This is a genomic window from Clostridium sp., from assembly GCF_032576335.1.
Lineage (GTDB): Bacteria > Bacillota > Clostridia > Oscillospirales > Acutalibacteraceae > Faecalispora.
Window position 1 is genome coordinate 210,713 of the sequence record NZ_JAWFXC010000001.1, and the last position, 21,884, is coordinate 232,596.

Sequence of the window (21,884 nt, forward strand, 5' to 3'; positions counted from 1 at the left end):
AATCTTTCGGTCAGCGCCGGAAAATTACCACCTGTAATGAGCAAACGCCCTGTTGGCCTCCGCCATCTTATGCGTATCGTCACGCTTCTTGGCAGCGCCACCGGCACCATTAATCGCATCAAGGATCTCTCCGGCAAGTCTTTCTTTCATGGTCTTTTCAGATCTCAGTCTCGAATAACGAGTGAGCCAACGCAGACCCAGCGTTTGTCTTCTCTCAGGGCGAACCTCCATAGGAACCTGGTAGGTAGCACCGCCAACACGGCGAGCCTTAACCTCTAGAGAAGGCATTACGTTCTCCATAGCCTGCTCGAAAACCTCGAGCGGCTCTTTTCCTGTTTTCTCGCTGATAATATCAAATGCACCGTAAACGATTTTCTGGGATACACCCTTTTTACCGTCCAGCATAATGTTATTGATCAGTCTGGTGACAAGCTTGGATTTGTAAAGCGGATCGGGCAAAACATCACGTTTCGCTATAGAACCTCTTCTTGGCACTTTACTTCCCTCCTTCACAAAAATGATATCATAGGTACTCGAAAGGACAAACTCCCGTGGGCCGAGAGACGCTCTTATCTATTAATAGAAAAATCAATCAATATAAAAACGCCGCAGGTGTGCATGCGCACGCAGCCGTAAGGTTTCTGTCATATTCGGTTTTTAGCCCTTTTTCGCAGCGCCGGGCTTCGGACGCTTCGCACCGTACTTGGAACGGGCCTGCATGCGCTTCGCAACACCCTGGGCATCCAGAGTACCACGGATAATGTGGTAACGCACGCCAGGCAAGTCTTTTACACGACCGCCGCGAATCATTACAACACTGTGCTCCTGCAGATTGTGACCAACACCAGGAATATAAGCACTTACTTCAATTCCGTTGGAAAGACGCACTCTGGCAATCTTTCTAAGAGCCGAGTTCGGCTTCTTCGGTGTAGCGGTCTTAACAGAAGTACAAACGCCGCGCTTTTGAGGGGAATCCTGATCGATAGCAATACGCTTCTTGGAGTTCCAACCTTTTAATAGCGCAGGGGCCTTAGCCTTTCTTTCGCTGACTTCTCTGCCCTTGTGGACCAACTGGTTAAACGTGGGCATATGACACCTCCTCACTTAAGAATAAATATGTTAAACAGGAATATTCTTCCCGTATTAACCGAATTGATACTATGGATGGCTTGTCTTTGCACTAAGCAAGCAAGAATTTTTTTACAAATTAATGCCGTTTTCTCTTATTTTTTACCGAAAAAAAGATGGCACAAACAGAGAATTACAAGAATACTATTTGTAAAAAATTCACAAGAGCACAGCGGAATCCTGCCCTTTTTACGTTGCTTTGAGCAGGATTTTCGCTGTTCTTTTCACAAATCATCACAATTGGTTATTTTATCACGATACTGCGTCGTTTGTCAATACCGGTTTTTCGCACTCAACCACAACATCGCCGTAGCATTTCATGCCGGTACCGGCGGGAATCAGCTTACCGATACATACGTTTTCCTTCAGGCCGAGCAACGGGTCAACCTTGCCCTTAATAGCGGCATCGGTAAGAACGCGTGTGGTCTCCTGGAAGGATGCGGCAGAAAGGAACGAATCGGTAGCCAAAGAGGCTTTGGTAATACCAAGCAGCATGGGAGTAAAGGTTGCAAGCTGCAACTCGGTTTCGCCTGCGTCTATGCGCATTTGAACTGCCTCGTTCTCTGCCTCAAGGTCGCTCTTATCCACCAGTGCACTGGGCAGAAGGTTCGTGTCGCCTGCTTCTTCAATGCGAACCTTCTTCATCATCTGGCGAACAATAACCTCAATGTGCTTATCGTTAATATCAACGCCCTGCATACGGTAAACGCGCTGTACTTCCTGAATCAGGTAGTCCTGCACGGCCTGCGGGCCGGTGATTGCGAGAACATCGTGCGGGTTAACAGAACCCTCAGTCAGCCTTGTGCCAGCCTTAACCTCCTGCCCTTCCTTCACGCTGATACGCGAGCCGAACGGAACAAGGTAGGCTTTTTGGTCACTGTTATCACGGTTGGTAATAACAACATGGCGGTTCTTCTTGATTTCCTCAAAGGAAACCACACCGGGAATTTCACTGATGATAGCAAGGTGCTTCGGCTTTCTACCTTCGAAGAGTTCCTCAACACGCGGCAGACCCTGTGTAATATCTTCCGCACTGGCAACACCGCCGGTATGGAACGTTCTCATGGTCAGCTGTGTACCAGGCTCACCGATAGACTGAGCCGCAATAATACCAACAGCCTCACCAACATTAACAGGCTGGCCGTTTGCAAGGTTGGCACCGTAGCACTTTTTGCAAATACCATGTCTTGCGTGGCAATTGAGGATAGAGCGAATCTTAATGAGTGTTGTACCTTTTGATACAATCAGGTCCGCATCCTGCTCATCCATCAGCTTATCTTTCGAAACTAGCACTTCTCCAGTCTCAGCATCCACAAAGTCTTCCACAAGGTAACGACCCTGCAAACGTTCGGTAAGAGGCTCAATCGATTCTTTACCCTCGCGAATATCGAATACTTCAAGGCCTTCCATTGTACCGCAGTCGTCTTCACGAATAATAACTTCCTGCGAAACGTCAACCAGTCGGCGGGTCAGGTAACCAGAGTCCGCCGTTCTCAGAGCGGTATCGGCCAGACCCTTACGAGCACCACGAGAAGAAATAAAGTATTCCAAAACGTTTAGGCCTTCACGGTAGTTTGCCTTGATTGGAATTTCAATGGTACGACCGGAGGTATTCGCAATCAGTCCGCGCATACCAGCGAGCTGACGAATCTGGCTCATCGAACCACGGGCGCCGGAGTCCGCCATCATGAAGATGGGGTTGTAGCGATCCAGTGCATGCTGCAGAGCATCTGTAACCTGGTTTGTGGTTCTCTCCCAAATTTTCAGAACAGCATTGTAGCGCTCCGATTCGGAAAGCAGACCGTTTCTGTACTCATCAGTAACCATATCGATTTGATGGTCAGCTTCTTTAATAAGTGTCTTTTTCTCCCCAGGAATGGTAGCATCACTAACCGCAACGGTGATGGCACTCTTCGTGGAGTATTTATAGCCCTGCGATTTTACGCTATCAAGCACTTCAGACGTTTTCGAGGTTCCATGCACACGGATGCAGCGGTCAATAATTTTACCAAGCTGCTTCTTGCCCGCCAAGAAGTCGATTTCGAATTTCAGGCGGTTTTCTGGAATGGAACGATCGACAAAGCCCAAATCCTGCGGGATGGGACGGTTGAAAATGATGCGGCCAACGGTAGTATCAACCAAACCGGTAACGAGCTCCCCGTTAATTTCAAGAGAACGGCGCACCTTAATTTTGGCATGCAACTCAACCACTCCGGTGTCATAAGCCATCAAAGCTTCATCCACATCGCGGAAGATTTTGCCCTCGCCCAGCTCGCCATCCTTATCTAGAGTCAGATAATAGGAGCCCAGAACCATATCCTGTGTTGGAACTGCAACGGGGCGTCCATCGGAGGGCTTCAGCAGGTTGCCGGCAGCCAGCATTAAGAAGCGGGCTTCCGCTTGTGCTTCTGCGGAAAGCGGTACGTGAACCGCCATCTGATCGCCGTCGAAGTCCGCATTGTATGCGGTACAAACCAACGGGTGAAGCTTCAACGCCTTGCCTTCTACCAGAACCGGTTCAAACGCCTGAATACCCAAGCGGTGAAGTGTAGGTGCACGGTTCAATAAAACCGGGTGATTCTTAATTACGATTTCAAGCGCATCCCAAACCTCGGGCTTTGCACGCTCAACCGCTTTTCTTGCTGCCTTAATGTTACCAGCAAGACCGGTTTCAACCAAGCGCTTCATAACAAAGGGCTTAAACAGCTCTAGAGCCATTTCTTTTGGCAAACCGCACTGGAACATCTTAAGTTCAGGACCAACAACGATAACCGAACGACCGGAATAGTCAACACGCTTACCCAACAAGTTCTGGCGGAAACGACCCTGCTTACCTTTCAGCATATCCGAAAGGGATTTGAGCGGGCGGTTGTTCGGGCCAGTTACCGGGCGGCCGCGACGGCCGTTATCGATAAGGGCGTCCACTGCTTCTTGCAGCATACGCTTTTCATTGCGCACGATAATATCCGGCGCACCAAGCTCCAACAGTCTTTTCAGACGGTTGTTACGGTTGATGACGCGGCGATACAGGTCGTTCAGGTCAGAGGTCGCAAAGCGGCCGCCGTCGAGCTGTACCATAGGACGAAGATCCGGCGGGATAACGGGAACGGAATTCATAATCATCCATTCGGGACGGTTGCCGGAAAGGCGGAACGCCTCCATTACCTCGAGTCTTTTCAGGATGCGAACGCGCTTCTGTCCAGAGGAATTCTCCAGCTCTACCTTCAGCTCTTCAGACTCTTTATCAAGGTCAATCTCTGCAAGCAGAGTCTGAATTGCTTCAGCACCCATGCTTGCTTTGAAATCGTCCTCATATTTTTCGCGCATATCGCGGTATTCTTTTTCATTGAGCATCTGCTTTTTCTGGAGTTCGCGCACATCACCCGGGTCTGTAACAATATAAAGGGCAAAATACAGAACTTTTTCCAGCATACGAGGCGAGATGTCCAAAATCAAACCCATGCGGGAGGGAATGCCCTTAAAGTACCAAATGTGAGAAACAGGTGCGGCCAGCTCAATGTGGCCCATGCGCTCACGGCGAACCTTTGCGGTAGTTACTTCAACGCCGCAGCGTTCGCAGATTTTACCCTTGTAACGAATTCTCTTGTATTTTCCGCAGTGGCACTCCCAGTCCTTCTGCGGCCCGAAAATTCTTTCGCAAAATAAACCATCACGTTCCGGTTTCAGGGTGCGGTAATTAATCGTTTCGGGCTTTTTTACTTCGCCGTGCGACCATTCGCGGATGGTATCCGGAGAAGCGAGGCCGATTTTCATTGATTCAAATACGTTAAATTCCATGTTGCAACCCCCTGTTTATTCCATATCATCGCTAGTAGTCGTTTCGCTTTCGAAGGGATCCTCCTCTTCTTCTGAGAACAGATCCGCTTCCTCTTCGTAGGAATCGTCCAGGTCGGGATCTTCCACTGTATACCCATCGAAATTATCCTGTGTGGCAACCGTAGGCTCATCAAAGGTGTCGCCAGACGGTGTGAATCCAACATCTTCATCATAGTTCACCTGAAGGTCAACTTCTTCGTTATTGGAATCAAGCACCTTAACGTCCAGAGCCAGAGACTGCAGTTCCTTAATGAGAACCTTAAAGGATTCCGGCACGCCGGGCTTCGGAATGTTTTGTCCCTTCACAATGGCTTCGTACGTTTTCACACGACCAACCACGTCATCGGACTTCACCGTCAGAATTTCCTGCAAGGTATAAGCAGCACCGTAAGCTTCCAGCGCCCAAACTTCCATCTCTCCGAAGCGCTGACCACCAAACTGTGCCTTACCACCCAGCGGCTGCTGAGTAACCAGTGAATAGGGGCCTGTGGAACGGGCATGGATTTTATCATCAACCAAGTGATGGAGCTTGAGGTAATACATATAGCCAACGGTAACGGGGTTGTCGAACAGCTCGCCGGTGCGGCCGTCTCTCAGCTCTACCTTACCGTCTTCTCTCATACCAGCCTCGCTCAGGCAGGCACGAATATCATCTTCATGCGCACCGTCGAATACGGGGGTCATGATTTTCCAGCCAAGTGCTTTTGCTGCACGGCCAAGGTGAACTTCCAGAACCTGACCGATGTTCATACGAGACGGAACGCCCAAGGGGTTCAGCACGATGTCGAGCGGGCGGCCATCTGGCAGGAAGGGCATATCCTCTTCCGGCAGAATGCGGGAGACAACACCCTTGTTTCCGTGGCGACCTGCCATCTTATCGCCAACCGAGATTTTTCTCTTCTGGGCAATATAGCAGCGAACCACTTTGTTAACACCGGGGCTCAGCTCATCGTGGCTGTTTTCACGAGTGAACACCTTAACATCCACAACAATACCGTATTCACCATGCGGTACACGCAGGGAGGTATCGCGAACTTCACGAGCCTTCTCACCGAAAATGGCGCGTAGCAGGCGTTCTTCCGCAGTCAGCTCGGTTTCACCCTTGGGGGTTACCTTACCAACCAGAATATCGCCAGCACGAACCTCAGCACCCACACGGATAATACCGTTCTCGTTCAGGTCACTGAGCAAATCTTCGTTTACGTTCGGAATATCGCGGGTAATCTCTTCCGGCCCGAGCTTTGTATCGCGGGCTTCAATTTCATATTCTTCAATATGAATGGAAGTGTACACATCTTCGCGAACAATCTTTTCGTTGATTAGAACAGCATCTTCGTAGTTATAACCTTCCCAGGTCATAAAGCCAATCAGGGCATTTTTACCAAGGCTGATTTCACCGCCGTCGGTTGCAGGACCATCCGCGATAACCTCGCCTGCCTCAACCTGCTGGCCGCGGTCTACCAGCGGAACCTGATTGATACATGTTCCCTGGTTGGAACGCATAAACTTAGTAACTCGGTAGGTGTCTATCTCGCCGTTATCCGCAGTAATGCGGATTTCGTCTGCACTTACACTGCGAACCACACCAGCACGCTTTGCAAGGAGGCAAACACCGGAGTCAACACCGGCCTTATACTCCATACCGGTACCAACAATGGGGCTCTCGGTTGTGAGCAGTGGAACTGCCTGCCGCTGCATGTTGGAACCCATCAGCGCACGGTTGGCGTCATCGTTCTCAAGGAAAGGAATCATTGCGGTTGCAACAGACACAACCATACGAGGGGAAACGTCCATAAAGTCGGCACGGGAACTTTCCACCTGTACGAACTCGTCACGGTAACGACCGTTAATCTTGGGGTGAACAAAGTGACCTTCTTCATCCAACGGTTCGTTGGCCTGCGCCACAATGTAATCATCCTCAACGTCGGCAGTCATATACTCTACTTCTTCGGTAACACAGCCGGTTGCCTTATTCACACGGCGGAACGGTGCTTCAATAAAGCCATATTCATTGATGCGTGCAAATGTAGCGAGGTACGAAATCAGACCGATGTTCGGGCCTTCTGGCGTTTCAATTGGGCACATACGGCCATAGTGGCTGTAGTGAACGTCTCGAACTTCGAATCCGGCGCGGTCACGGGACAAACCACCGGGTCCCAATGATGACAGACGGCGCTTATGCGTCAGCTCTGCCAGCGGGTTATTCTGATCCATGAACTGTGACAGCGGAGAGGAACCGAAGAATTCCTTAATTGCTGCAACCACAGGACGGATGTTAATGAGTGAATGGGGAGTCAGGATTTCCAAATCCTGTGCCTGCAAGGTCATTCTTTCACGAATGACGCGCTCCAAACGGGAGAAACCGATGCGGAACTGGTTCTGCAGCAGCTCGCCAACGGAGCGAATGCGGCGGTTGCCCAAGTGATCGATATCATCAATATGGCCAAGGCCCATTGCAAGGCAGTTTAAAAAGTTAATCGACGAGAAAATGTCGTCAATAATAATGTGCTTGGGTACGAGCTCATCTGCACGGGCACGCAGAGTTTCTTTCAACTCTTCTTCGCCGTCGCAGCTTTCCAGAATCTCAACCAACACACTAAAGCGAACGCGCTCGTTGATGCCGCACTCTGCTTTCGCATCAAACGGAACAAAATCGTTCAGGTTCACCATGCCGTTCGAAATCACTTTAATTTCACGCTCGCCCTGCTGCACAAACGCAGTAGATACACCAGCGTTATCAATCTGCATGGCTTTTTCAAGAGTAACCACTTCACCAGCCTCTGCCATCAGCTCGCCGGTAAGCGGGTTGATAATGGGGCGAGAAAGCTGCTGGTCGGTAATTCTGCCAGCCAAGTTCAGCTTCTTATTATATTTATAGCGGCCAACACGAGAAAGGTCGTAACGCCGTGCATCGAAGAACAGCCCGTTAATGTGCGTTTGAGCACTTTCAATGGTGGGCGGCTCACTGGGGCGCAGCTTGCGGTAAACCTCAAACAGAGCCTCCTCCGTATTCTTGCAGGGGTCTTTCTCAATGGTAGCCATAATGCGGTCATCCTCGCCAAAGTACTCGCGGATTTCCTCATCGGTAGAAAGGCCGAGCGCACGGATAAACACCGTGATCGGGATTTTGCGGTTCTTATCAATACGAACATAGAACACGTCGTTCGCATCGTTTTCGTATTCCAGCCAAGCACCGCGGTTTGGGATTACAGTAGCACTGAACAGCTCTTTACCTGTCTTATCGTAATCCATTTTATAATAAACACCGGGAGAACGCACAAGCTGTGATACAATAACGCGCTCCGCACCGTTAATCACAAAAGTTCCACTGTCTGTCATAAGCGGGAAATCACCCATGAAAACCTCGGATTCTTTAATTTCTCCGGTTTCCTTATTCAGCAGGCGGGCTGTTACCCGAAGAGCCGAAGCGTAGGTAGTATCACGTTCCTTGCATTCTTCTACGCTGTAATTAGGCTTGTCATCCAGTTTGTAGTTTACAAAGTCGAGAACCAGGTTTCCTGTGTAATCCGTAATACCGGAAACATCGCGGAAAACCTCTTTTAAACCCTCCTTTAAAAACCACTGGTAGGAATTTTTCTGTACCTCGATCAAGTTCGGCATGTCCAAGACTTCATCAATCCGGGAGAAGCTCATACGAGTATTCTTGCCTAGTTGTACCGGTTTGACATTCACCATTGGCTCAATCACTCCATTCATATATTTCACCATCTTTGTCGGATAAACAAACTTTCCTGCCGGCGACACCACCGCTTCGGTAAAATTTTAAAAGATGCTCTTGCCTTTTTCCAAAAAGCGTGTTAGAATAGACCTAAAGTTAAGGGAAAAAGTATACGTCTCCATGATGATGCAGTATATTATTTTATTACAATATAGTGCATTTGTCAAGTATATCCTGAAAGATAATTGGAATAATTCTAACCAAATAAACATATTCTAGTATTTTATTGAATAAAAGAGAGATTTTCGATCCTTTTCGCATAGCGAAAGGGATATTTTTATGTCCAAATCCCAATCAGTGCTTTTATTGACAATCGTCTTAAACAGAGTATACTGAACTGGAAACACCTGAATACGGGCGTGCCCGTTGGTGATAATCTAGGTCAAAAGGAGCGAAAAACGATGAGTGAAACCTGCAACCATTCCTGTAGTAGCTGCAGTTCAGACTGTGCCAGCCGTACCGAGCCGGCAAGTCTTTTAGAAGCACCCCACAGCCAAAGCCGTATTAAAAAAGTAATCGGTGTTGTGAGCGGTAAGGGCGGTGTTGGTAAATCCTCCATTACAGCCATGCTTGCTGTGCTAGCAAACCGTATGGGTTTGGTAAGCGGCGTATTGGACGCAGATATAACCGGCCCCTCCATCCCAAAGCTATTCGGCATCACCGAAAAAGCAATGGCAAACCAGAATGGGATTCTCCCCGTCTTGAGTGAAACAGGAATCAAGATGATTTCCGTTAATCTTTTATTGGATAACCCAACCGACCCCGTTTTATGGCGTGGCCCAATTGTAGGCGGCGTGGTAAAGCAGTTCTGGAAGGACGTTATTTGGGGCGATGTAGACGTTCTGTTTATTGATATGCCTCCGGGAACGGGAGATGTCGCGCTGACCACATTCCAGTCGATTCCGCTGGATGGCATTATCTTGGTCACTTCTCCGCAGGAGCTGGTTTCGATGATTGTTTCGAAAGCAGTTAAGATGGCAGAGATGATGAACGTTCCGATTCTTGGTCTAATAGAGAATTACTCTTATGTGGAGTGTCCCGACTGCAATAAAAAGATTGCTGTGTTTGGGGAAAGTCATGTAGATGAGATTGCACAGGAACATAACCTAAAGGTTCTTGCCAAGCTGCCCATTGACCCCGCCTTGGCAGCAGCGTGTGACAGCGGCAATGTAGAGGGCTACCCCGCCTCTGTACTCGAAGAAACAGCCGATTTGGTTGCTGAATGGAAGAAACCAGTAAAACAGTAAAGATAAATATTTAAAAGACCTCCGGTATCCGCGAATGCGGTAACGGGAGGTCTTTTTCATTATATAGGCAGCAGTTCCATCTTCTAGAATGAAAGTATTTTAAGCGGCTAGTGTCGCAGAGAAATTCTTCTTTCGTTTCATTTGCCCCACACGCCAGAGCGCAAAACCCTTATCTTACTAAAGCACATTTAATAATTGAAATTGATAGCGGCTTGCGCCGCAGGGGGGTTCTTCTTTTCTTTCATTCGCCCCTCAAGCCGGGGCAGGCTCTCCTTTTCTTGATGAGAAGAAAAGGAGGAAAGACTCACCAAAGGCTCCGCCTTTGGATTCCATTTGGGGAACGACCCCTAAGCGATAAAACAAAAGCCTCCGGAAAGGCGCTCCATTAAAAATGCCCACTCTCCTTTGCTTGTACAATCGGATAGCAATCTGCAAACTTTCGTCGGCGGTCATTTTTAGAGCGCTCTCGTCACCTCGCAGAAAGATGCTCGGCAGCTAGGTACTTCTTTTATTTACGAGCGGCAATGCAAAACCTTACGCACAATCTGCAACGCACAGGCTTGTCCCTGTGCGGAAATATAGATACAGAGCGGGAGCTCAGTCGGATTCCAAAGGCAGAGCCTTTGGTCGTTGAGAGGGAATCCAAAGGGAGAGAATCGATACTCTCCCTTTGGAAGGCCTTTGCAACCTTTCGCCCTTTCGCGAAAGGTTGTGCCCGCCCCGGCACGAGGGGCAAAGCCCTGCGCCAGCAGAGTGCCTTGCGCCATAGCGCAAAACTACTTGATAAAGAAAAAATAGCTTAAAAAGACCTATAAAATAAAAAAAGTCGGACTTCTAAAAATCCGACTCGAAAATTTATAATGTGATAAAACTTCCCATTTTATCAAAATCATATTGCAATCATTAATAAATACTGGTATAATTTACCTTGTAGGGCACATATAAGTGCAAAGCGAGGATGGGTGTACCACCACCCACCCCCTGCTACGGAGCAGTAACCTCCATAACAACAGCTTACGCTGCGAATTGCTACACAATTATAACCCATTTATTCCCTTTTGTACAGAGGGCATGAGCAACGGCTCCTAACGGTTATATTGTGTTTGATGCACGGATAGAGTAAGTGCTTTGTTGTGGAAGTACCCTTATGAGGGATTCCGTGACGAGCACTTTTTTGTTGCCTTACAGACAAAGGCAAAGCGAAGCCGGATTTTCGGGATAAAAAATAAACCACTCCAATCACTTTTCTGATCCCGATGTAATATTGCAAGCTATTTTAATGCCATCGCTCCATCCCTGAGCCGTGGAACCCGGCTTCGCCACGCTTATTTGTCTGTAAGCATATAACGCCGCACTATCGCCCGTGCGGCTCACGCCGTTCCTTGATTGGAACGGCGTTCTTTTTTGCTTTTTAACCTCTTCCACGTTCCCTCGCAGAAACAGATTTGATAGCTAGCTTCTTTTCCATTTACGAGTGGTAAAGCAAAACCTTACGCACAAACTGCAACGCACAGGCTTGTTCCTGTGCGGAAATGAGATGCAGAGCGGGAGCTCACCCGGATTTCAAAGGCAGAGCCTTTGGTCGTTGAGAGGGAATCCAAAGGGAGAGAATCGATACTCTCCCCTTGGAAGGCCTTTGCAACCTTTCACCCTTTCGCGAAAGGTTGTGCCCGCCCCGGCACGAGGGGCAAGCCCTGCGCCAGCAGAATGTCCCTGCGCCCTAGTGCAAAACTTCTTCAAGCAAATTCTCTCTATTTGAAAAGCAAAAGCCTCTGGAATGAGGGGTAAAGCCCTGCGCCAGCAGAATGCTTTGCGTCCAAGCGCAATACTGCTTTTATCAAAGCATTTAGAAAAATGCAAACGGTCATTTTTAGAGTGCTCTCATTACCCCGCAGATGTAACCTTATCGCATTTCTTGCAAGAGACCATCTATATTATTGTGATAAAGAAAAGTATACCATTCTCATCACATTTCCCCAATGGTTTTCAAACAGCAGCTCCGTTGGGTAAACCTCACGCCTGCCTAGATTCGACACAATTACATGCTCACTGTCGGCATCCTCCGCCCACCCGGTAATCGTCATCCAATGCCAATTGTTTTCCCTCATTTTAGGAGAACGATGCTTTAATATCAAAAATGCAACCGGGTTCCCTTTGGCAATCGCTTCTTTTAGAAAGCGCATCCGTCCCTCACAGCTTTGGTGGTGAAAAAGAGTGTGTGCTTCCAGCATTGTTCCGCGGTCACCAGCAAACAATAAAAGCTTTTGCACAAACTGTCGTGCCACGGGGAAGCCCATCGGCCCCGGCGTCATATAACGGTACACCGCCTCCATTGTTTGCAGGTATTCTTCTTTTGAAAAATGTTCAACATTGCCTTTGTAAACACTGCGACACTCTGGGAACTGAGACGCATAATAGGCAGCCAAATTCGCACCCGACACACTGGCACAGCCCGCAGTGCGTTGGAACGCCTGCAAAAACCATGCCTGATTCCCTCCGTACCCCGCTTGTACATCATTTTCCCACACAAGAGGAAACGGCAGCTCATGAATCACCATAGCAGCACCTCCGCTCAAACTCGTCTACTTTCGCGCTCTTTTTCATAATATGCGGACAACGCCTGCGCGAACCTTAACTTCATCGCGAAGCAGCCCATCCAAATGTTTTTCGTATTATACTCCCCATCATTCTAAGCTGTCAACGCCAATCAATTATCAATCGGTTTATTGTATGTCTAAAAATCATATAACGTATTATAAGATTTAATAAATGATTTAAAATTGTTGCTTTTGCAACATACAAATGTCCCCTATTTTGGTATACTAACATTAACTTAAAAAATATCCGCCAATAAAGCGAACGGAAAGGACGGAATAAATATGAACAAGTACTTTAAACTTACCGATACGGTTTACGATATTACTGAAAAATACCCCGAGGCAAAGGAGCTCTTGATTTCTCACGGGTTTGAACAGCTTAAAAACGATTTGATGCGAAAGACCATGGGGCGCACCATCTCACTAGAAACAGCACTGAAGAGCCGCAAAATCAGCCCAGAGCTTTTTGTTCAAAAGCTGACGGATGCTATTGAGCAGGGGCAATACTCCACCGGAACTGGTCTTTCTGCTATGAAAAAGGAAAGCGGCGCCGAGATTCGAGTAGAGGGCGTTCTTCCCTGCCCCATACGTTTGCCTTTGCTTGAAAAGCTAGAAAGCTGGCTGAAAGAGAACAGCGACATCGCCGCTAAAACAGACTATGATTTAAAAGCTGCCAGCATGGGGCTTGATGGCACAAAAGAACGTGTTCTTGCCGCAGACGGAGATGCCGAGAAGCTGTCTGACCTGTATCTTTCCGCTGGATTTGACCTCTTCTTCGACCACAAGCTGATGGGTCGTTACCGTGACGCTGGTGTGTTTGAAGACATTTCTGGTCTTGAGCACTTAAACACCGATTTTGAGAACGAGCATATTAATTTACGAGACCCTAAGGGGCAATACACCATTATTGGTGCCGTAGCTTGCGTGTTTATGGTGAACACCAAAGTTTTGGGCGACCGTCGCTTCCCCTCCAGCTGGGAAGACCTACTTAGCCCAGAATTTGAGAATAGTATTTCTCTTCCGGTTCGGGATTTGGACATGTTTAACGCTCTTACTCTGCACATTCGCCGCTTCTTTGGCAAGGAAGGCGTTGAGAAACTCGGGCGCAATCTGCTTAGTGGTATGCACCCGGCGCAGATGGTAAAAGCCGGTAAGCAGCAGCAAGGCCCTGCGGTTTCTATTACTCCGTACTTTTTTACCCAGATGATTGACGATAAAAGCCCGCTTGTCCCGGTTTGGCCAAAAGAGGGTGCCATCATCAGCCCCATCTTTCTTCTCACAAAAGCAGCCTCCAAAGATAAGGTAAAGCCATTTGTCGATTTCCTTTTCTCCAAAGAGGTTGGCGAGTTGATGTCTGTAAACGGCAAATTCCCATCAACCAATCCGATCGTAAACAATCACCTTGCCCCGGATCAATCCTTCATGTGGCTAGGTTGGGATTATATCCATGAAAATGACATCGGCGCATTAATCCTGGAGACGGAGCGTGATTTCTACGCTGCTGCCGGAAAGGAGATCGTATGAACCTAACCATATTCTCTGGTCCTCCCTCATCGGGTAAGACCTCTGTTATTCTAAAAACCATTGCCTCCCTTCAGGGGCGCGGCATGAAAGTGGGCGTTGTAAAGTTTGACTGCCTATACACAGATGATGACGTTGCATATGAAAAGGCGGGCGTTCCCGTAAAAAAGGGGCTTTCCGGCGCACTTTGCCCCGACCATTTCTTTGCCTCAAACATTGAAGAGATTGTAAAGTGGGGCAACCGCACCGGGCTTGATTTGCTGATTAGTGAATCCGCTGGATTGTGCAATCGCTGCTCTCCTTACTTGAAAGAAATCAAAGGCATTTGTGTTATTGATAACCTTTCGGGCATTAACACCCCAAAGAAAATTGGCCCTTTGCTCAAATCTGCCGATATTGTGGTCATTACAAAGGGTGACATTGTGTCGCAGGCAGAGCGCGAGGTGTTTTCTTCTCGTGTTAGCTCAGTCAATCCCCGCGCTATTGTGATGCACGTGAACGGCCTGACCGGGCAGGGTGCCTACGAGCTTGGTACGCTGGTTTATGATGAAGAAAAGCGTGTGGATTCTGTACAGGGAATGCAGCTTCGATTCCCTATGCCCGCCGCCCTTTGCTCCTACTGTTTGGGTGAAACACGAATCGGCGAGAACTACCAATTGGGTAACATAAAGAAAATTGACTTGGGGGAGGATTTGGCATGATGGAGCAGACCATTGCTCAGCTGTTGAGCGATTATCCGTTTGTTTCAGATTATCTTGATCAGAACAAGCTGGATGTTGCCGGTTATGAAGCAATGACCTTCCCGCAGTTTTTAGAGCATTTCTCACCAATAGAGCTGGAAGAAATGGCAATCGATAAAGAAAGTCTTTTAGCAGACCTACCCATATACATTCAGCAAATGAAGGATTTTTTGGGGATGGACGCTTCTTCGCTTGTACATTCTCTCACCATACTACCGGGACACGATAAAAACGGTGTACCAGAAGGATTTGACCGCTTAACAGTAAGCAGTTCGCAGATTATATCCATCGTTGGTCCTACCGGCTCCGGCAAAAGCCGCCTCTTGGCAGACATTGAGTGGGCGGCACAGGGAGATACCCCCACCGGGCGCAGTATCCTCATAAATGAAGAAAAACCGGATAATAAATGGCGGTTTTCATCCGGCAACAAGCTGGTTGCACAGCTCTCTCAAAACATGAACTTTGTAATGGATTTGACGGTACAGGAGTTTTTGGAGCTGCATGCCCAAAGCCGCTTGTGCGACAATGCCGATACGGTGATTGCCCGCATTATTGAAGAAGCGAACTATCTTGCCGGTGAGAAATTCCGTTTAGATACTCCCGTAACCAGCTTGAGCGGCGGGCAGTCCCGCGCACTCATGATTGCCGACACCGCAATTTTGAGCACCTCACCTATTGTTTTGATTGACGAAATTGAAAACGCGGGTATTGACCGCAAAAAAGCGTTAAAGCTCCTTGTCGCCGAGGATAAAATCGTTTTGATGGCTACGCATGATCCCTTGCTCGCACTGATTGCTGACCGCCGAATTGTCATTCGTAACGGTGGTATTCATAAAGTAATCACCACCAGTGAGCAGGAACGCGAGCTTTTGGAAGAGCTGGAGCGTATGGATGCCGTTATTCAAAACACCCGCCATAAACTGCGGGATGGCCAGCTTCTCTCCACCGCACTTTTGCCTTAATTTTTTCGTAAGCTATTATATTTCTATTACGCTTTCTTTTCAAAGTCTCCTAAGAATATATGTAAAAATGAGTAAGGCCGTCACGATACCATATCGTGACGGCCTTACTGCTTCAAGTGAAAAGAAATATCTAAACTCTTATTAAATAGCTTTTTCTGCTTTCACACGCTGGAACGAGATGGACAAAAACACAGCGGGTACCTTTGCCTCAAACCGCATCAGCTTTCCGGTGACCGGATGGCGCAATTCCAGTAGCCCTGCGTGCAAACCAAGTCGCTTAAAGGGGCTTCCCTTTGCACCGTATTTTTTATCGCCTACAACCGGGCAGCCTTTTTCTTTCATATGAACGCGAATCTGATTTTTTCGCCCGGTTTGCAGAAAAATATCTACCAAAGAGTACCCGGGCGCGACACCAATTACTTTATAATCGGTAATCGATTCCAAGCCTTCATCACTTTTTTCTCCAGAGTAAACCATTAAGTTCTTTGTTTCGTACAGCCATGTGTGAATGCGCCCGCTCATTGGTTCGGGACACCCCTCCAACACTGCGGTGTACTTTCTGGTTTTCACCAAACTGCTCCAATTGTCTTGCAGTGCATATTTCATCTCGGAGGTTTTTGCCGCAAGCAATACACCCGAGGTATCTCGGTCAAGCCGGTGAACAATAAAAATGCGGGAGTTTGGGTCACTTTGCTGCACATGCTCCGTCATTTGATGGTAAGCCGTGCGTTCTTTTTCTTTCTCATTCGAAATAGAGAGTAGACCAGCAGGCTTATTAATGACCAAAAGCTCGTCATCTTCATACAAAATTTGGAGTGCTTTGCCACCAGCGGTGGGTACCTCCGGTGCCCAGCGAACCTGAACAGCTTGCCCAGGGCGCAAAGGGTAATCGTAACGGGTTGCAACACGGTTATCTACCAAAACCGCACCGCGTACCAGCAGAGACTTAATGTTGTTCCTTGATTTCCCTCGCAAATTGTTGCGTAAAAAATCAACTAGTATTCCGGCTTCTTGCACCTGTAACACAACTGGTGCACGCGGATTCTTTTCTCGGGGCTTCTCTTTCTTTTTCATGGGGTCCCCTTTCTTTCATAAAAAGAACGGCAGGTATTGCCGCCCTGTTAGCGGATAATGTAAATGTCAGACTTACGTGGGGGAGCGGCTGGCAGTTTGTTTTTAGGCCAGCCAAGTGCGAGTGTTCCGTAAATATCGTGATCTTCCGGAATCGCAAGTTCCATCATCAGGCTTCGTATTACCGGATGGTGTGTTAAACCAGGAAGATGATTAAGCCAGCACGAGCCAATTCCAAAAGAATGAGCGGCCAGCATCATATTTTCCAACGCAACAGCCGTATCGGCTAGAGCGTTCACATTTTCACGTTGATTTGAAACGATTACGTAAGTAGGCGCATGAAACAAAAATTCAGAGTCTTCCCGTTCCGCTTTTGTTTTCAGAAACGAAACGTACGGGTGAGTGTCCTCATCTATTATAACAGCGCGTAGGGCATTGCGAATTGCTGTATTAATATTCGCTATCACCTGCGGATTCTGCACAGCGGTAAACTTCCACGTTTGCAGGTTTCTGCCGGAAGGTGCATAGGAACCTGCAAGAAGAATTTGGTTTAGGCTTTCCTCCGAAATTTGCCGTTCCTCAAAAGAACGAACACTGCGTCTGGTAAGAATCGTATTCATCACTGGGTTCAACTTAGACCGCTCCTTTCGCGAGTCATCGAGTACAAACAAGTGAAATACATATATATTTCTATTTTATTATAACGCAGATCGTAATTCTTGTCGATAAAAGTGGAAGCAGCAGAATTCTCATACGAAGTTTTTTGGCAAATGTGAGGGTATTGAGAAAAACGAATCCTTCTTTCTATATATTATTACAATATGAGGTAGAGGTTAAACAAATAATAAATGTATTTTTATAATTAAGCTAATAAAGAAGGAGCCGGGTGAAATCACTCGGCTCCCTACTTATCTTTTAAGTTTGCACTTTACAACTTACTCCATTTTTTCAACAAAGCTTCCATTTTACAAATTTTTTGTAATCTAATTCTTTGAATTAAGAACGCCATCGGATGAATCGCTGCTCTTAAAACAGAGGCTCCTCGACTTGCGCCGCATCGGCACAAATCTCTTCTCTTAGCTGGAAGCCACTAATTTCATGCCGTAGGGTCTCTGCCTGAGCAGAAAGCTCCTGGCTAGAGGCCGAGCTTTCTTCCGCCGTTGCGGCATTCGTTTGCACCACTGCAGATACTTGAGATAACCCTGTGGAAATTTGCTCAATTGCAGCAGTTTGCTGCTCAGAGGCCTTTGCAATGTCATTGGTAATATCTCCAATACGCGCTGCCTTCCCAAATATTTCTTTCAGAATACTGGCAGTATCGTCTGTGATTTTGCTTCCATCTTTCACCATATCAGCAGATTTTTGAATTAGCTGCTCGGTTTTCTTTACTGCTTCCGTAGATTTTGCAGCCAGCTCTCTCACCTCATCCGCAACTACGGCGAAGCCTCTTCCGGCAGCACCAGCTCTTGCCGCTTCAATTGCGGCATTGAGAGCCAAAATATTGGTTTGTGCCGCTATGTCTTGAATCACCTTGGTAATGGTACTAATCTGTGTCGAAGCATCGTCAATGCCTTCCATCGATTCTTCCAGGCGCTTCATATGAGAAATGCCCAGCTGAAAGCTCTCATTGGTTTCGGCGACCAATTGGGAGGCCTTTTCCACGTGCTTCATATTCTCTTCTGCCTGTTCCGATACTTTCATAACAGAAGCAGAAAGCTGCTCTACTGTGGCGGCCTGCTCGGTTGCACCAGAAGCCAATGCCTGCGCAGCGTTTGAAACCTGTGCCGCACCCGCGCCCACCTGATCTGCCGCAAGCCCAATTCGGCACAGCGTGCTGTTGAATGAATCGGATATACGTTCCAGTGCTTCCCGAATCGGCGCAAAGTCACCAACGTACTCCTGATCAACGGCTATTCGCATGTCACCGTCAGCTAATTTGGTTAGCAGTGCAGAAATCTCTTGGATATAACCTTGCAAAACCGTGGCGGTTCGCTGAAATACTTCGCTTAAATACCCTAGCTCGTCAGAGGAATCCACGTGGTAATCCACACTCAGGTTGCCCTGCTCCATATTTTCCGCCGCAGTAACCACCGTTCCAATTGGTTTTAGCGCACGGCGCAGGGTGAAAACGATTCCATTACCGATTCCAATGATGCCTAGAATGCCAATTGCAATGAGCAGTGCCAGTATAAAATACACCTGCCGCAACGCATCATCCTTTGTTACAACAAAAGCACTGGAAAGCGGGGTATCTACCCCTGAAATCGTTACCGGTATATGTACAATATAACTCTCCTTTTGAAATAGAGAATCCTTTGCCTCCCACTGTTGCTGTTTGCCTTCTTTTGCTACCGAAATAATCTCATCATTCACTCCACCCGTAGCAAATTGAGAGCCCATGACGGAAGCGTTTTTTGAGTTGGCCAAATAAACGCCTTTTCCGGAAAGCAAATAGGTGTAAGCTTCTTTGTATTCACCCGTATCAAACTCGAGTGTGTTAATCGTATCTACAATAATATCGCAGTTGGCAACGCCCAAAAACTTGCCGGAGCTGGAAAGAATGGGATTGCTAATCGTAATCAGCCATGCTCGTTTGCCGTTACTAAGGTCGTAGGTATACGGTTCTGTAATATGAGGCTTTAACGTTTCTTTCGTAGGTAAATAATAATCGCTCTTCCCGTATGTACTGTAATCAGACAATTCATCTAATACAATACTGCTGCCGTTGCGGTAATAGTAATACGATTTTCCGTCGGGCGTATTGGGAACAAACGCATTCGGCTCCCATGCAGTGTAAACTGAGAAAATGCGATCATCTGTCAGTACACTCTTCATCATACTTTTTGACAGATCCACCTTATTGCTTATTAGGATGGAGGCATCATGCAAATCTGTTATAGAACTACTGAGTGCCTGCGCGCGTGCCTGCATGGCATTGAGATAGTCGGAAGAAAGAGCGGCATTGTTTTTTGCCAAAGTCGTTATTTCAACACGAGTCATATCACGTACCATTGAGACCATCTGTACTCCCAAAACAACAACCATAATTGTGATAACAGCCGCCGTCATAAGAAGCAGTTTTGTGGGAATGCGGAACGTTAGTCGGCGAGTAAGAGGCACCGATTTTAAATATGTGTTTGCTTTTGAAGACAACTTTTCTTTTCTTCTAAACATTGTTCCACATCTCCCTTTTAAAAAATGATAATAAGATAATAATTTATAATAGTATTTATTTGTATATCGACCAACAATAAAAAATATACGGATTTGATTTTTGATGTTTCGTTCTATTTTTTCTTTGAGGTAAAAATAACAAAAGCATATACATTTTAATTAGAGAAGATTTTTAATTTTTCGAGTCAAGTGTTTTCAGGCAGCCCTGCCTCTTCTTCCTGCTTTAATTCCTTTTCCAACGTATTAAAACTGGTGATTTGCTGTGTCTTTACTTCCTTTTTCGCTAAATAAACATAGGTAAGGCTGTGGAAAAGCACAACCACAATCCAGCCAATTCCAGTAGCATAAGACACTGCGTTCATCCCCATGCTGGAGATAAATAGATACGATAAAATAACCCGCAGTGAAATATGAATCGTTGTACCAATCAGCGGTATATTTACCATACCGCTGCCGCGGTAAAACCCAACAAAGGCACTTCCCGTGTAGCTTAAGAAATAGAAAAAGCAAAGAATCTGAAGGTAAGTGGTTCCATACGAAATAGTCATTGCACTGCCGCTTGGCACAAACACGCGCATGAGCGGTTCCGCCGTAAAGAACAAAATAAATGAAAGCAGTGCCGCTATGAGAAGCATTCCTCTCAACCCTGTAAAAAAGCCTTTCTTCGCGCGCGGGCGTTTTCCCGCACCGGTATTCTGCGCTACAAAAACAGAGATGGCCTCTGCCCCACTTTCACCTGCCGACAACACAATTCCCTCAATGCGTGTAGTAGCCGTATAGGCCGAAATTGCCGCCAGCCCCATCGTATTCACTGCACCCTGAACCAACAGCTTGCCTATGTAAAGGCTGGATTGATGCAAAGCTGAAACAAGCGAATAACGAGTAATTTTCATTATTAACGAGCCATCGTACCGCATATCTTCACGCCCTACCCGCAAAAAGGGAAGCGTTTTACGAATATAGAAAAAGCATAGCAGAGCCGAAATAACCTGTGCCAGCACCGTGGCAAGCGCTGCGCCCCGCACACCAAGGTTCAGGTGTGCTACGAATAAAATCGCCAATAGTAAGCTAATCGCTATGGATATTAGAAGGAATACCAATGCGGCACTCGTATTGCCAATTGCCCTCAGTACCGCTGCAAAAAAGTTATAAAGAAAGGAAGCGATAAGCCCGAGAAAAATGGTGTTCAAATACTCAACTGCGAAGGCAGAAACCTCCGGCGGCGTTTGAATTAAGCGCAGTAGAAACGGCGTGCAAGTAAACCCCAGAATACTGATGAGCAGTGTAAACGAAATACCAAATACCAGTGATAAAAAAATTGCCTGCCGTAAAGCCGGATGATCTTTTTTCCCATATAGGGAAGCCATAATAACCGCAATGCCAGTACAACAGCCGCCCAGTATAAAAATGAACAGATTCATTACCGTTCCCGCTATACCGATGGCCGCAAAAGCAGCTTCGCCAAGGTACCGTTCTACAATGATGGAAGAAATGATGTTGTAGAATTGCTGTAATATATTGCCGAATAAGAGTGGAAGAGCGAGCCGCACTAAAATTGGCTGTATCTTCCCCTCGGATAGTGTGATGTTGGATGCCATAGTAAAAGTGAACCTCCCGGGTTACAAATAGCTATATTATACCACAGGTGCAAAGCACCGTTGTGGTATATTTTAAATTGGCGAAGCTGGTAAAAAGCCGTTTGCGGATTTTTCATAGCAAATTACAATAAAATAGCTATTTAAGGTAATTATACCATATTTTTCTATTTTTTGTATGAGGTTATCCTCCAAAATTGCTTTTAAAAGTTTGTTTATAAATAAAAAAAGCAGGCAGTTCCGAAAGCACTGCCTGCTTTTTTTGCCGAGTCG

14 protein-coding genes are annotated in these 21,884 nt (G+C 47.0%); 5 read left to right on the plus strand and 9 right to left on the minus strand.

Features of this window, described 5'->3' with window-relative positions; translation table 11 throughout:
- Positions 1-24: 24 nt before the first annotated feature.
- From rpsG to rpoB, 4 genes are all read right to left on the minus strand, one after another.
- Positions 25-495, minus strand: a complete 471-nt coding sequence (gene rpsG / locus E7L17_RS00935) for a 30S ribosomal protein S7 (protein WP_187138289.1) — start codon at positions 493-495, stop codon at positions 25-27.
- A gap of 162 nt (positions 496-657) precedes the next feature.
- Positions 658-1,089 (minus strand): 30S ribosomal protein S12, encoded by a 432-nt coding sequence (gene rpsL, locus E7L17_RS00940; RefSeq protein WP_009060375.1) that lies wholly within the window; start codon positions 1,087-1,089, stop codon positions 658-660.
- 291 nt (positions 1,090-1,380) lie between these two features.
- Positions 1,381-4,926 carry a DNA-directed RNA polymerase subunit beta' gene (rpoC, locus tag E7L17_RS00945; protein ID WP_316321386.1) on the minus strand — a complete coding sequence of 1,182 codons (3,546 nt, stop codon included), beginning with the start codon at positions 4,924-4,926 and terminating at the stop codon, positions 1,381-1,383.
- Between the two features lie 15 nt (positions 4,927-4,941).
- Entirely contained in the window at positions 4,942-8,661 is a 3,720-nt protein-coding gene (gene rpoB, locus E7L17_RS00950) for a DNA-directed RNA polymerase subunit beta (RefSeq protein ID WP_316321599.1), read from the minus strand.
- Between the two features lie 444 nt (positions 8,662-9,105).
- On the opposite strand from rpoB, the gene E7L17_RS00955 reads away from it, so the two are divergent.
- Positions 9,106-9,951 (plus strand): Mrp/NBP35 family ATP-binding protein, encoded by an 846-nt coding sequence (locus E7L17_RS00955; protein ID WP_316321387.1) that lies wholly within the window; start codon positions 9,106-9,108, stop codon positions 9,949-9,951.
- A 524-nt stretch (positions 9,952-10,475) separates the two neighbouring features.
- Positions 10,476-10,754 carry a hypothetical protein gene (locus E7L17_RS00960; RefSeq protein ID WP_316321388.1) on the plus strand — a complete coding sequence of 93 codons (279 nt, stop codon included), beginning with the start codon at positions 10,476-10,478 and terminating at the stop codon, positions 10,752-10,754.
- A gap of 1,131 nt (positions 10,755-11,885) precedes the next feature.
- Here the strand turns inward: E7L17_RS00960 and E7L17_RS00965 are convergent.
- Positions 11,886-12,509, minus strand: a complete 624-nt coding sequence (locus E7L17_RS00965; RefSeq protein WP_316321389.1) for a hypothetical protein — start codon at positions 12,507-12,509, stop codon at positions 11,886-11,888.
- A gap of 321 nt (positions 12,510-12,830) precedes the next feature.
- Here E7L17_RS00965 and E7L17_RS00970 point away from each other — a divergent pair, with 321 nt between their 5' ends.
- From E7L17_RS00970 to E7L17_RS00980, 3 genes are read left to right on the plus strand one after another with little or no spacing between them, the layout of a single operon-like run.
- Entirely contained in the window at positions 12,831-14,072 is a 1,242-nt protein-coding gene (locus E7L17_RS00970; protein ID WP_316321390.1) for an ABC transporter substrate-binding protein, read from the plus strand.
- A complete protein-coding gene (locus E7L17_RS00975) occupies positions 14,069-14,770 on the plus strand; it encodes a GTP-binding protein (RefSeq protein ID WP_316321391.1) in 702 nt (233 codons plus the stop codon). Before E7L17_RS00970 ends, E7L17_RS00975 begins: the two co-directional genes overlap by 4 nt.
- The gene (locus tag E7L17_RS00980; protein ID WP_316321392.1) at positions 14,767-15,771 is read left to right on the plus strand and encodes an ATP-binding cassette domain-containing protein; all 1,005 of its coding nucleotides are present in this window, start codon (positions 14,767-14,769) and stop codon (positions 15,769-15,771) included. Before E7L17_RS00975 ends, E7L17_RS00980 begins: the two co-directional genes overlap by 4 nt.
- 141 nt (positions 15,772-15,912) lie before the next feature.
- Here E7L17_RS00980 and E7L17_RS00985 read toward each other — a convergent pair whose 3' ends face one another.
- From E7L17_RS00985 to E7L17_RS01000, 4 genes are all read right to left on the minus strand, one after another.
- Positions 15,913-16,845, minus strand: coding sequence for an RluA family pseudouridine synthase (locus tag E7L17_RS00985; RefSeq protein ID WP_316321393.1), 933 nt, complete (start codon positions 16,843-16,845; stop codon positions 15,913-15,915).
- Positions 16,846-16,892: 47 nt separating this feature from the next.
- A complete protein-coding gene (locus tag E7L17_RS00990) occupies positions 16,893-17,465 on the minus strand; it encodes a nitroreductase family protein (protein WP_316321600.1) in 573 nt (190 codons plus the stop codon).
- A gap of 403 nt (positions 17,466-17,868) precedes the next feature.
- Positions 17,869-20,016 carry a methyl-accepting chemotaxis protein gene (locus E7L17_RS00995; RefSeq protein WP_316321394.1) on the minus strand — a complete coding sequence of 716 codons (2,148 nt, stop codon included), beginning with the start codon at positions 20,014-20,016 and terminating at the stop codon, positions 17,869-17,871.
- 185 nt (positions 20,017-20,201) lie between these two features.
- Complete coding sequence (locus tag E7L17_RS01000) at positions 20,202-21,614, minus strand: MATE family efflux transporter (RefSeq protein WP_316321395.1); 1,413 nt, start codon at positions 21,612-21,614, stop codon at positions 20,202-20,204.
- Positions 21,615-21,884: the final 270 nt, after the last annotated feature.

Bases quoted from the DNA above. Each gene is read 5' to 3' on its own strand.
- rpsL (WP_009060375.1), bottom strand. From the start codon at position 1,089: ATGCCCACGTTTAACCAGTTGGTCCACAAGGGCAGAGAAGTCAGCGAA.
- rpoC (WP_316321386.1), bottom strand. From the start codon at position 4,926: ATGGAATTTAACGTATTTGAATCAATGAAAATCGGCCTCGCTTCTCCG.
- rpoB (WP_316321599.1), bottom strand. From the start codon at position 8,661: ATGGTGAATGTCAAACCGGTACAACTAGGCAAGAATACTCGTATGAGC.
- E7L17_RS00955 (WP_316321387.1), top strand. From the start codon at position 9,106: ATGAGTGAAACCTGCAACCATTCCTGTAGTAGCTGCAGTTCAGACTGT.
- E7L17_RS00960 (WP_316321388.1), top strand. From the start codon at position 10,476: ATGCAAAACCTTACGCACAATCTGCAACGCACAGGCTTGTCCCTGTGC.
- E7L17_RS00965 (WP_316321389.1), bottom strand. From the start codon at position 12,509: ATGGTGATTCATGAGCTGCCGTTTCCTCTTGTGTGGGAAAATGATGTA.
- E7L17_RS00970 (WP_316321390.1), top strand. From the start codon at position 12,831: ATGAACAAGTACTTTAAACTTACCGATACGGTTTACGATATTACTGAA.
- E7L17_RS00975 (WP_316321391.1), top strand. From the start codon at position 14,069: ATGAACCTAACCATATTCTCTGGTCCTCCCTCATCGGGTAAGACCTCT.
- E7L17_RS00980 (WP_316321392.1), top strand. From the start codon at position 14,767: ATGATGGAGCAGACCATTGCTCAGCTGTTGAGCGATTATCCGTTTGTT.
- E7L17_RS00985 (WP_316321393.1), bottom strand. From the start codon at position 16,845: ATGAAAAAGAAAGAGAAGCCCCGAGAAAAGAATCCGCGTGCACCAGTT.
- E7L17_RS00995 (WP_316321394.1), bottom strand. From the start codon at position 20,016: ATGTTTAGAAGAAAAGAAAAGTTGTCTTCAAAAGCAAACACATATTTA.
- E7L17_RS01000 (WP_316321395.1), bottom strand. From the start codon at position 21,614: ATGGCATCCAACATCACACTATCCGAGGGGAAGATACAGCCAATTTTA.